The 12,178-nt window shown below is 48.5% G+C and carries 7 protein-coding genes; 2 read left to right on the top strand and 5 right to left on the bottom strand.

The genetic code is table 11. The features are described from left to right. Positions 1 to 180: 180 nt before the first annotated feature. Positions 181 to 1,416: a fucose isomerase gene (locus B5F78_RS14300; RefSeq protein ID WP_087250902.1), complete on the bottom strand. Its 1,236-nt coding sequence runs from the start codon at positions 1,414 to 1,416 to the stop codon at positions 181 to 183. Between the two features lie 479 nt (positions 1,417 to 1,895). Here B5F78_RS14300 and B5F78_RS14295 point away from each other — a divergent pair, with 479 nt between their 5' ends. Further along, positions 1,896 to 3,098 (top strand): pyridoxal phosphate-dependent aminotransferase, encoded by a 1,203-nt coding sequence (locus B5F78_RS14295; protein ID WP_022040203.1) that lies wholly within the window; start codon positions 1,896 to 1,898, stop codon positions 3,096 to 3,098. Positions 3,099 to 3,100: 2 nt separating this feature from the next. Beyond that, entirely contained in the window at positions 3,101 to 4,351 is a 1,251-nt protein-coding gene (locus tag B5F78_RS14290; protein ID WP_087207278.1) for an ABC transporter permease, read from the top strand. A gap of 143 nt (positions 4,352 to 4,494) precedes the next feature. Here the strand turns inward: B5F78_RS14290 and B5F78_RS14285 are convergent, their stop codons facing one another. The 4 genes from B5F78_RS14285 to B5F78_RS14270 form a co-directional block, all read right to left on the bottom strand. Continuing rightward, the gene (locus B5F78_RS14285) at positions 4,495 to 6,807 is read right to left on the bottom strand and encodes a DUF2264 domain-containing protein (protein ID WP_140400170.1); all 2,313 of its coding nucleotides are present in this window, start codon (positions 6,805 to 6,807) and stop codon (positions 4,495 to 4,497) included. 119 nt (positions 6,808 to 6,926) lie between these two features. Continuing rightward, positions 6,927 to 8,207 (bottom strand): BNR repeat-containing protein, encoded by a 1,281-nt coding sequence (locus tag B5F78_RS14280; protein WP_087407036.1) that lies wholly within the window; start codon positions 8,205 to 8,207, stop codon positions 6,927 to 6,929. A gap of 20 nt (positions 8,208 to 8,227) precedes the next feature. Then, positions 8,228 to 10,726, bottom strand: coding sequence for an alpha-L-arabinofuranosidase C-terminal domain-containing protein (locus B5F78_RS14275; protein WP_087407035.1), 2,499 nt, complete (start codon positions 10,724 to 10,726; stop codon positions 8,228 to 8,230). Positions 10,727 to 10,816: 90 nt separating this feature from the next. Then, a complete protein-coding gene (locus tag B5F78_RS14270) occupies positions 10,817 to 11,842 on the bottom strand; it encodes a glycoside hydrolase family 43 protein (protein ID WP_022040208.1) in 1,026 nt (341 codons plus the stop codon). Positions 11,843 to 12,178: the final 336 nt, after the last annotated feature.

The following is a 12,178-nucleotide window of genomic DNA, read 5'->3' as shown; positions in this document are numbered from 1 at the left end:
CCGGATGACCCTGATTCCGGGCTTCCACCGCCTTCCTCCGCCCTTTCCGCTACGCTCCAAGGACGGAGGAAGGCGGTGGCGGAGTTGCACTTCTAACTTGACGGTGGGTATCGGTTGGCAAGTTGACCAGGTTTTGGATAGCATTCAGAACCTTGTCAACCGATACCCTGTCGGCTGTGTTTAATCCCTCAGTTTACACCGGTTTTGTTGCATGAACTCCTGTATTATGTCGCAATAGTTCCCTTGAATGAGGATGTGGTGATTGCCCAGCGGATTTCTCAGGAAATACTCTACAGGCTTGCCTAGTTTTACCAGCAGTTGTGTGCGGCATAAAGAGATGATGTTGGTGTTTTCGGTCAGGTAGCCGGGCGACACATAATATTCGTCCAGACATTCGCTTCCACATTTGAATACGGTTACTTCTCCTTCGTGGAGGATGCCTTGTACAGCGATGCCCTTTTCGGTGTCGAAATGACTTCGGAGGATGAACCGTTCGGCCATTTTTGTACCGATGGTGTCGTGTGCCAACAATACTTCGTTCTTTCCAACATCGATGAACGATGGATTGGCGATGAAGCCCTGTTGTCCGGTCAGCACTTTCACCATCAGCAGAGTCATGATGGCTTGCAGGTCGCCTTCACTTCCGGCTGGTATGCCTTCATCATTCAAGAGTGCCACCGCCAGGCAGCCCGTACTTTTTAAATCCTGATACATCGAGAAACTGGAAAGGGTCACGGCATCCAGCTGGTATTTTTCGCATACTTGCTTGGTAGCATAATACAGACGCATTTCCCGGAGCAGGTCTTCAGGGGTGGTGTCTTGGCAGGCTTGGGCTCTGTTGGCAAGTATCGAGGCTTCCACGCCTACTTCTTCATCGGTGATGCCGTAATAGAGCTTGTACACTTCTTCTGCCGGTATGTCAATAAAGTTTACTCCCCACCGGCGGTTGGTCAGCAGATAGTCGGCATGACTTGCCACTAGCCACGGGGCAGGTGTTCCTATCAGTCCGATGCGCTTTCCTTTCAGCTTGTGTTTGGCGGCAAAAGCCTGGTAATGAAACAATACTTGACGTACCATGTCGGATACTTTTCCGTAAATGATAGTCGCCCGCATGTCTTTGGTCCTTATCCAGGCTGCTATTTCGAGGGCTGCTGCCAGCGAATTGTTCTGTCCGTCGCTCAATATGGTGATGGGATAGGGGAATATGCTGAAGTTGCGGATTACGACATCTGCCACACATCCGTCGGCGATGAAAGGCATTTTGTAGGCTCCTGCCGGAATGTGGTCTACTTCGGTGTAGGGTACCAGATGGAGGGTGAAATGCTTCTCTAATGCCATGAAAAGTTCTTGATGGCACTTGTAAATTTGTTCCGCGCGGTAGTCTTCAGATGTGAATATGAGCAAATATAAATCCATAATCGTTAAGTTAAAACAGAAGAGATTATTAACGTGGACGAATATAGGGCTTTTTCCTGATAAGCGGGCAAACGGGCAAGGGCTTTTTATGTTTTTTGATAGAGTTTAGTGTCCTTTTATTCGAGGGCAGAAGTGAACTGCCTTTTTCTTTTTGAGGGGATACCTTTATCGTTTCAGTTGTCTTCATGGGCTGTAGCAACCAACTGAAATGCCTTATGAAGATATCTTCGTTTTGCACGCAGATAACTTCGTTTGGTGTAAGATTAATAATCTTCCGCTTGTAAGATTAATAATCTTGCAGCCTGAAGATTAATAATCTTACAGCGAATGATCCTTTATGTATAATGGGGCGGATACGGGTGTTCTTGTATTCAGTATTCAACCTCTTCCTGTCTAAAAAATAAAAAAACACGGTGTCTTTGTGTCTCTGTGTTCAAAAATAACTATCTTTGCGAGCACATTTAATAAAATTTGTATTTATGCCACATATATCCATCAGAGGAACAGAAATGCCCGAGTCGCCTATCCGGAAATTGGCGCCGTTGGCAGAAGCTGCGAAAGCGAGAGGAATCCACGTCTATCACCTGAACATTGGTCAGCCAGACCTTCCTACCCCGCGAGCGGCCCTTGATGCGATTCGCCATATCGACCGCACGGTGCTGGAGTATAGTCCGAGTCAGGGATATCGCAGCTATCGCGAGAAGCTGGTAGGCTATTACAAGAAATACGATATCCATTTGGATGCCGATGATATTATCGTCACCACAGGCGGGTCGGAAGCCGTATTGTTTGCTTTCCTGAGCTGTCTGAATCCGGGCGACGAAATCATTGTGCCCGAGCCGGCGTATGCCAATTACATGGCTTTTGCCATATCAGCAGGGGCGGTAATCCGTACGGTGACTACTACCATCGATGAAGGTTTTTCGTTGCCCAAGGTGGAGAAGTTCGAAGAGCTGATTAACGAACGGACGAAGGGTATTCTGATATGTAATCCCAATAATCCGACCGGTTATCTTTATACACGTCGCGAGATGAACCAAATTCGTGACCTGGTGAAGAAATACGACCTGTTTCTTTTTTCCGATGAAGTGTATCGCGAGTTTATCTATACCGGCTCTCCTTATATTTCTGCCTGTCACCTGGAGGGGATTGAGCAGAACGTGGTGCTGATAGACTCGGTGTCGAAACGCTATTCGGAATGTGGCATCCGTATCGGTGCGTTGATTACGAAGAATGAAGAAGTGCGTAAGGCGGTGATGAAGTTCTGCCAGGCACGCTTGAGTCCTCCGCTCATCGGGCAGATAGCAGCCGAGGCTTCGCTCGACGAACCTGAAGAATATGCACGGGAAACGTACGATGAATACGTGGAACGCCGCAAATGTCTGATAGACGGGTTGAACCGCATACCGGGCGTATATTCTCCTATCCCGATGGGGGCATTCTATACCGTAGCAAAGCTTCCGGTGGATGATAGCGAGAAGTTCTGTGCATGGTGTCTGAGCGATTTCGATTACGAAGGCGAGACTGTGATGCTGGCTCCTGCTGCAGGGTTTTACACCACACCGGGGGCTGGAGTGAACGAGGTGCGTTTGGCATACGTCTTGAAGAAAGAAGACTTGCTCCGGGCGTTGTTTGTATTACGTAAGGCATTGGAGGCTTATCCCGGACGTGTAGACGACTAATCATGAACTGGAAGCTTTTCATAGCCCGCCGGATTTATCAGACCAAAGAAAAGGAAGGTGACCGGAATGTTTCGAAGCCTGCCGTACGCATTGCGATGGTGGGCATTGCCATCGGGCTTGCCGTGATGATTCTTTCGGTGGCAGTGGTTGTCGGCTTCAAGCATGAAGTGCGCGATAAGGTCATCGGGCTAGGGGCGGATATTCTGGTAACCAGTCTGGATGTAGTACAGTCGTATCAAGTCACTCCCGTGGTAGGTGACGATAGTCTGATATCGGCATTGGAAAAGATGCCGGGGGTAAAACATGTGCAGCGCTATGCCACCAAGCCGGGTATGATTATGACTTCCGATAATTTTCAGGGAATCGTATTGAAAGGTATCGGACAAGAATATGACACGACGTTCCTCCACCGTCATTTGCAGGAAGGGCATATTCCCGCTTTTACCGATTCGGTTTCTTCCAATCAGGTGTTGGTTTCGAAAACGATAGCCGACCGTCTGGGGGTGAGAGTGGGAGACAAACTTTATACATATTATTTGGAAAACAATATTCGTGCCCGTCGGCTGACCGTAGCTGGTATCTATCAAACTAATTTTTCTTCATACGACGACCTTTTCCTGCTGACCGACCTTCGCACGGTGGAGCGGCTGAACAATTGGGAGCCTGGGCAGGTGGGTGGCTTGGAAATACAGGTGACTGATTATGACTTGCTAGATGAAACAAACGGGTATATACTGTCTTCACTCGATAAGAAGACCGACAAGTATGGAGGTCGTTATTATGCACAAACCATTGAAGAGGTCTATCCGCAAATTTTCGCATGGCTCGACCTGCTTGACATCAACGTATGGGTTATTCTGGTCTTGATGGTCGGTGTGGCGGGTTTCACAATGATTTCAGGGTTGCTTATCATTATTCTGGAACGTACCAACATGATTGGTGTGCTGAAGGCATTGGGTGCAGACAATACTGCTATCCGTAAGGTTTTCCTTTCGTTTGCCGTGTTCCTTATCCGGAAAGGGATGTTGTGGGGAAATGTCATTGCCCTGACCTGTTGTGCCGTGCAGTATTTTTTCCGTCCTGTCAGGCTCGACCCTGCGGTATATTACATCGATGCCGTCCCTATAGAGTTGAATCTATGGATATGGTTGTTACTCAATGCCGGTACGCTGGTAGTATCGGTTCTGATGCTGGTGGGACCTTCTTACCTGATTAGCCGTATCCATCCGGCACGTTCCATCCGTTTCGAATAATATATATGGTGTACGGTAATTGTCTCATGGCATACAGATGATCCGGAAAGGTATAGAGAAACACAGAAGAGTAAATGAAAATCTGTGTCCGTCTATGCCTTTCCGGGTCATTTGCCTGTTATGATGGTTGACATGTCTCCCAATCAATAAAGGTCTCTTGTTACGATGTCATCGCTCCAATGATGGTCCTTCGGGAAGGGTTGGCCGCTCCATGCTTTCTTGCTGGTCCAGTCTTGCGGAGCATCTGTCCAGAAGGCATCGCTTGCCGGAAGTCCCAGCGGAAGGAAGGCGAGCGAGGTCATATACAAGCTTCCGTTATTCGTGTACCAGTCGGCTACGTTAGGTTGGCGTCCGGTAAATCCGATGGTAAGGAATCCACCTTCATTAAAGTTATCCCCATTGGCAAACATACGCTTCAGTACGGCAGTAAGTCCGCAACGCACTTGGGCTGGAGTGACACTGGCGGGTAATTCACGGTACCATGCCATCAGAGCCAAAGGTTGCATCGTAGCCATGCGGTAAGGGATAGAACGGCCGAAGACTGGGAAGGTTCCTTCGGGCGAGATAAACCGTTCCAGTACCAGGCTGTACTTTTGCGCACGTTTCAGTGCACGGCGGTAATACTTCGGATAGTCAAGGCGTGAATGTTTATTGGCGTCAATCAGTGCATCAAGGGTTTCGAGGTACATAGGGTGGAATACATAGCTGCTATAATAGTCGAAGGCAAATGAAGGTCCGTCGGCATACCAGCCGTCGCCTGTATACCATTCTTCTACCTTGCGGATGGCAGAATTGATGCGGTAGATATCAAAAGGTGCACCGGCCTTGGCGAGGAAACTCTCGATAGTAGCTGAGAAGAGCAGCCAGTTGGTATAAGGCGGGTCGATACGCCGAAGCTGGGTAAACTCTTCGATGTAACGTTTCTTCGTAGTTTCATCAAGTGGCATCCAAAGCTGGTCGAAGGCACGGAGGAAACTTTCTGCCACGTATGCGGCATCCACTAGCGGCTGACCTTCGTTGCGCCATAAGAGATAGTCGGGCGAATCAGGGTCGACTGCATGAACGTAGCTCTGCAATGCCCATTCACGCAACTGCTTGCGCATGGCTCCTTCTTCGGTCTCATCATCGGGCAGGGCAAGCCATGGGGCAATGCCTGCCATCAGGCGTCCGAAACATTCCATATAAGTGACTCGCTTGTCGCGTCCGTCCCAGGTAGGACTGACTTCCACTTGCATGTTTTTCTGCAGTTCCTCTTTTGCCATGTTGCTTAATACAGGAGCTGCCATGTCATAAGCCAGCTTACACCAGTAAGCGCGGTCGGGCTGGCTTCCAGCTTCCAGATAGCGTACGTACTCGCATGCTGCCAGCAGGAAAGCTCCTACACCGAAATTGGCGGTAGACTTGGCATCGACCACCTGTCCGGGTATCGCCTTTTCACCAATGGGTTGCACGTAACCTACTGAACCGTCTTTTTGTAATGCGGTTTCTGATAGATACGTCCATGCCTTGCTAATGACAGGCATGTAGGTGGTTTCGTCCAGATAACCATGGTTTACTCCCCATAACAGTCCGTAGGTAAAGAAAGCTGTACCGCTGGTCTCAGGTCCGGGAGCATGTTCGGGGTCCATCATGCTGCGTGTCCAGTATCCTTCGGGTTGTTGGATTGCTGCTACCGCCTGTGCCATCTTTTGGTATTTTTCTATAAAGAACCTGCGGTGTGCATAGTCGGCGGGTAAGTCCTTTAACACTTTCGCCAGTCCGGCCAATACCCATCCGTCGCCCCGTGCCCAAAAGTCTTTTTTCCCGTTCAAGCTTTTATGTTTGGGATAGACGTATTTAGCATCGCGGTAATACAGGTTCTCTTCGGGGTCGAACATGATACTGTCTGAGTAGGTGATGTATTCGTACAGCTTGTCCAGGTATAGTGGGTTATGGGTCAGCTTGTAGAGTTTGGTCATGACGGGCATCACCATGTACAGTCCGTCGCTCCACCACCAGTAGTCATGCCGGGGGGTACTCATTTCATATTCCATTACCTCACGGGCGCGGCGTATCTTCCGGTCGTCTGGGTCGAGCTGGTATAGGTCGATGTAAGTTTGGAAACACACTTGCCAGTCACCGAAGAGCACATACTCATCAGTCTCGCCATACGAATATTTCCATGTGGAGCGGTTGTTGCTTTTTGCTCCTTTCCATTCATTATGTGTAGCCCATGCTTCGGAATAAGCTCGATAAGCAGGGTTTCCGGTCAGGTAATAAGCTTCCATATTGCCAGTATGGTAGGCGGCATTGTCCCAAAAGGCACGTACTTCGGGCGGATTTTCCGCTTGCCAGTGCTGATTCACTTTGTCGATAATTTGGCGCACCTTCTCTGCCTCAGAGGGTTTGGCGAAAGCGCAAGTAAGGGGTAAGAGGGCGAGTAGGCATGCCCTAGCCAACAGGTAAAGTTTTTTCATGGGTCTTATTATTTTTATGGTTAGTGTTTGATTGAGGTATCGGTTGACAAGAAGACAAGGTCTTAAATGCTTGCTTGAAGTTTTTTACACTCGTCAGCTTGTCAACTTGTAGCCTGCGTTCATTCCAATTCCAGTACATATACCGGTGTAGGAGCCTGGTCGACGGTTTTCTCTCCATCACCCTGGTAGGTGACCTGTACGAAGAGATGCAATTGTTTCCGGTTTTTCCAAAGCTCAGTGTCCAGGCTTGGTTCCCAGGCTTCTACCGGAAAGTCGGTCAGGTCTTTCACTTGCCAGTCATCTTGCTTCAAATCATCGGTGTATGCCATCGAGACTTTGCTTCCTCTTTCTGCATCACGGAAAATAAAGTAAGCCTTGTTTCCGTCTACTACAATGCGCGGGCGTGAAACCGGAATCATCTTGGTTCCTCCACCTTTCAGGGAAAAGGCCAGCTTGCGATGCATCACTTCACGCATGTTCCAGCGGGTACCATCGTTCCATACCACTCGGTATTGCGGTACTTCCGAGGTGGCATCACGCCAATAAGTGACGATGTAAGGATGTCCTTCGGCATCGGTACACATGCTGGTCTGGTTTATCAGTTCACTGTTCTGAGGAATATGCCAGGCACATTCGGCATTTGATTCGCGGATGGGTAGGGTATATGCATCTCCTGTCGACTTGTACCAGGTTTTTCCTTTGTCGGGCGAATAGGCATAACACAGGTCATGGTTGGTTTCTACCATCCAGGTTTCGCGCCATACCCACGAGAGGTGTATTGTGCCTTTCGTATCTACATAGAGTTGCCAGTAAGCATTACGCTTGCCTTCACCGTCAATCAGGACATCCTGTATCCGTTCCCACCGGCGTGTCGTCACGTCGTATAGGTTCATGATAAGATTGCCTCGTCCCGATGCTCCGGAGCGATAGACGAATATCAAGTTCCCGTCGGGCATACGGTAAAACTCCGGATAAGTCACGTCTTGTTCATCCGTACCCGTCATGGATTCCTTGTCACCTAGTTCCAGCGAGCCGGGTTTTATGCTTCGGCAATAATTGAGCGGATGCCCGTGATGGTCGAAGGCTACATGCAGGTATCCTTTTCCGTCCACCATCAGGCTGATGATGTTGTGTGCGTCTTCCACATTTCCCTTATATTGGGAACGGTGCAAAGTCCATTCGGTATCACCCAGTGTACGTTTGCCCAGCATCAGGTATCCGTCGGGGGCGTAATAGGCGATGTATTGCGTATTGCCTTGGGTCACCAGCGAATTGTTGCGGAACACCGTGGTGTTGACCGATGTATTGCTATATCCTTCGCCTACCCTCACCAACTGCTGGGCACAGATGGTGCTGGAAACGAAAAGAAGTATCCACAAAATGAATGTTTGCTGTTTCATGATTTCATTTACATTTACCATTATTTCTCGGTTCCCATCGGGATACGGATGACGTTCAGCGAGTATGCTGGCATTTGGTATGCGAATGCATTGTTTACCTCCAGCGTACTTTCTGTAGGTTTTGCCTGTTTGTCATCAGGCTTGCCTGAAAGCATGTACAAGGTTGCCGTTTTTCCATCAATACCTGCCGGAAGGTTTACTTGGGTATTTACCGCTACAGGCAAGAGGTTGACTAGCTTCACGATGATATCTCCTGTGCGGCTATCACGTACTACCGATGAGGCGATGCGTTTATTCACATCAGCGCGTGGATTATCTGTACGGTTTTCCGAAGGCAAGTAACTGTCGCCTGTATGTTGTCCGTAAAGCAGCTGGGTATAATAGCCCACCGTAGGCTTCACTTCCTGGTTGTTGAAGTAAATCAGGTCAGGGTTCCATTGGGTGTGTCCTTCCTTTGCCAGCAGCGGAGCGTATGATGACATCTGTACTACATCGCCGTTCCGTTCTACCGAAGTGAGGTAAAGCGCTTCGGCAAGTGCTGTCTCGATGTTGTTGGGACGTCCAGGCAAGTGCGCGGCATATTCTCCCAGATAAACTTTCGGTTTCGAGCGGTCGTAGCGGTCGTAAAAGTCCTGGTTGTTGATAAACCATCCTGGTGTGTTGTAGTAATGTTCGTCCACCATCGGCACGTTGAGGCGAGTGGCAAGTTCCCAGCCTTCCTCATAGTCAGATCCTTCGTAGAATGGTCCTACCGTACCGATGACGGTCACTTCGGGATATTGTTTCTTTACAGCTTCGTATATCATCGTAAAGCGTTCCTCGAATATGTCGGTTATCAGGTCTTCGTTGCCGATGCCGATGTATTTCAGGTTGAACGGTTCGGGATGTCCGGCTTCGGCACGCATTTTTGCCCACTTGTTGGTTTGGGGATCACCGTTAGCATATTCAATCAGGTCAAGTATGTCTTGCACGTAGGCATCCATTTCTTCCATCGGGATACCTCCTTGCTGGCCTCCGCTCAAGAGCTTGCCCGGGATACATGCCGAGTTCTGGCAGGGTACGCCGGCAGCTACTACCGGAACGGGTTCGGCTCCCATATCCTCGCAGAACTGGAAATATTCGAAATAACCCAATCCGCGTGTCTGGTGATAACCCCATAAGTTGCGCAGAGGCTTGCGGGCTTCCAGCGGACCGATAGAACCTTTCCAGTCGTAAATGTTGGCAATACCGTTTCCATGAGCTACACATCCACCCGGAAAACGTACGAAACGTGGATGAAGGTCGGCTATAGCCTGTGCCAGGTCGGCACGAAGCCCGTTTGTATGCCCGTGGAACGTGTGTTGTGGGAAGAGCGAAATCATGTCCAGTTCATACGTACCGGCTTGCTGGGGTATCAGTGCCAGTGAGCCTGCATTGACATCTGCGTTTACCTTCAGCACTGCCTGTTGCTTCTTCCAGTTTGCCGAGGTGATTTTCACCGAAGTCCTTGCTACTTCTTTTCCGTCCTTATCCAGTAGCAGCACATGTATTTTGCCTCCCTTTTTGCCTGCCGGTATCCGTCCGAACAAAGAGAAGTCGTATTTTTCACCTTTCTTTAATACAATGCCGTCGTAGCCTGTGTTTTTCAGCATTACTCCCGGCTGGTGTATGTCGAGTATGGCATAATGAGGATTGTTGGCGTGTATCGGTTCGGTACCAGCCTCTACTGTAAATTTTCCACCATCACCCTCCAGGGTCCAGGCATACGCTCCGTTCCATTCTTTCCGGTCGGCAGACGAATATTCGAAGTCCCGGTTCTGTATCAGTTCGGCATAAAGTCCTCCGTCGGCTCCATAGTTGATGTCCTCAAAAAATACACCTATTAATTTATCGCTGATGGGGCGTGCCTTGTCGGGATGTACATCTACTTGCAGGTTCACTTCTTTCAGTCCGGCAAAGCGTTCGGCATCTTGTACAGTCTGCTCACCTTCCATTCTTGCTTTATTGGCACGATAGCTTGCAAACCGAATCAGGTGATCCACTTCCGTCCAGGCGGCTTTCTGCACATATCCTTGTTGCAGGGTACCTTCTACCCATACACTTGCAGGTTGCTCATGGCCGGCAGGAGTAAATTCCGGTTTTATTTGTCTTTCGTTCCCTTTTAGGAAATACGTCTGGCGTTTCCAGTCGGTCAGGTCGGCAGATGCTGCATGTGCCAGTTCTTTTCCCTCTTCATTCAATTGCCATACGCAATGCCATTTGCCATCTGTTCCCCGCATGAGATGTGGGCGAATCATTCTTTTTTCCGAGCCCCATGCTCCATAGTCGCTCTTTACATAGCCATAACCGTCGCCCACGCTGTACCAGCGTTCAGTATCCCGGCTCCACGCCAGTTTCAGTCCGCTACGTCCGGCATCAGAGGCTGTAGCATACGAGAAAATATAAACCGAGTCAAGCCGGTTTGCTACGTCTTGTGCATAAGACATATCCGGCAAAAAGCATAACGCTGCCCCTAAAGCAGCCCAGTGTTTCCATTTCATGTTACCAAAAGTTTAAATTGTTTGACAGGTCTTTTCCTGTGAAGATACGGTTATTCCGGCAGAATTCCTAAGTAAACAGGCAAAAACTTGTCATTTGCCAAATACGTCCAATGTCCACTCTTTGCGCCAGGGAATCGTAACCTTTCCGTCCTTGAATACAATTGGAAGCCATACATAGCGCGAGTTGCGCAGATCCGTTTTGTTCCACCGGTCGAACATCGCGATATAAGCATCTTTCTTGCCGGCTACTGGCATTACGAATGTACTTTGGGCATAAAATGTCTTTTCGGCGTCCGGTCCTGTACACGGATTACCGATAGTTTTCCATTCACCCATAATGGAGTCCGCTACGGCTATTTCCGCTACATTCGGGTCCCAACCTGTACATCCCGATGTAATCAGATAATATTTTCCATCGTGCTTGAATACAGCCGGAGCCTCGCGCGACATGCCGATAAAGTTACGTGTAAAACGTCCCGAAGGTTTCAGATAATCATCGGTAAGGAGGCTGATATACATCGTTGCGTTGTTTTCCGAAGAATAAAACTGATAGGCACGTCCGTCATCGTCTACAAACACGGTCTGGTCGCGGCTCATCGCATCGTTGGGGCGGAAACTGCCTAAATAAGTAAATGTTCCCGTAGGCGAATCGGATACTGCTACACCGGCACTTGCCTTGCCATAGTCGGCACTGTCTACGTGCATCCACATCACAAACTTTCCCGTCTTTCGGTTATAGATAACCTTCGGGCGTTCCAATACCTTCGATGGATGCAGGTCGTGGTTAGGGTCATCTTTTACCGAAGGCAGTACGATACCCTCGAATTTCCAGTTCATCAGGTCTTTCGATGAATAACATCCCACTCCTGTCACATCCGTACGGTAGCATTCCCACGTAGCTCCTTCGGGCAAAATGGTCTTTCCTTTCTTGTATTCTCCATACCAATAGTATGTACCGTTGTGGTAAAGAATGCCTCCACCGTGTGCATTGATATAGTTTCCTTCCGTATCGTTCCATACTTCTCCAGGACGGAACTCTGTGTATTGTGCTTTACCCACCAGTGGGAAAGCCAAGAATAAGCTTATGATTCCAGCAATCAAAAATGTTTTTTTCATGGTCGTATGTTTTTTATAAAAAAATGTCACACAAAGATAGGTTTTCCCATTGAGAAAGTAAGGCAAAAAAATAAGCAAAAAAGATGGAAAAATCTGCAATCTGTATTTTTTGCCCCTGAATGTTCCATTAGAATGCGCAAATACATGGCGTGAGAATATCCGTAGGTGTAAACAGTCTCCAGGAAATGCTTCTTGGTAATTCCTGATTAGTCTGATTGCGTACATTCAGTTCCTATGTTTGTAATGTGCTAGCAAAATAGCATAAAGCCAAGAGAATTATTAAATTTGTAAATGAAAGAAATAACTTAATAAAACCTATGACTTTATGCGTAAACA

This window comes from Bacteroides sp. An279 (assembly GCF_002159615.1).
GTDB lineage: Bacteria > Bacteroidota > Bacteroidia > Bacteroidales > Bacteroidaceae > Phocaeicola > Phocaeicola intestinalis.
Note: the sequence above shows the minus strand (reverse complement) of the source record. Positions and strands in the feature narration are given on the sequence as shown.

Bases quoted from the DNA above. Each gene is read 5' to 3' on its own strand.
- B5F78_RS14300 (WP_087250902.1), bottom strand. From the start codon at position 1,416: ATGGATTTATATTTGCTCATATTCACATCTGAAGACTACCGCGCGGAA.
- B5F78_RS14295 (WP_022040203.1), top strand. From the start codon at position 1,896: ATGCCACATATATCCATCAGAGGAACAGAAATGCCCGAGTCGCCTATC.
- B5F78_RS14290 (WP_087207278.1), top strand. From the start codon at position 3,101: ATGAACTGGAAGCTTTTCATAGCCCGCCGGATTTATCAGACCAAAGAA.
- B5F78_RS14285 (WP_140400170.1), bottom strand. From the start codon at position 6,807: ATGAAAAAACTTTACCTGTTGGCTAGGGCATGCCTACTCGCCCTCTTA.
- B5F78_RS14280 (WP_087407036.1), bottom strand. From the start codon at position 8,207: ATGAAACAGCAAACATTCATTTTGTGGATACTTCTTTTCGTTTCCAGC.
- B5F78_RS14275 (WP_087407035.1), bottom strand. From the start codon at position 10,726: ATGAAATGGAAACACTGGGCTGCTTTAGGGGCAGCGTTATGCTTTTTG.
- B5F78_RS14270 (WP_022040208.1), bottom strand. From the start codon at position 11,842: ATGAAAAAAACATTTTTGATTGCTGGAATCATAAGCTTATTCTTGGCT.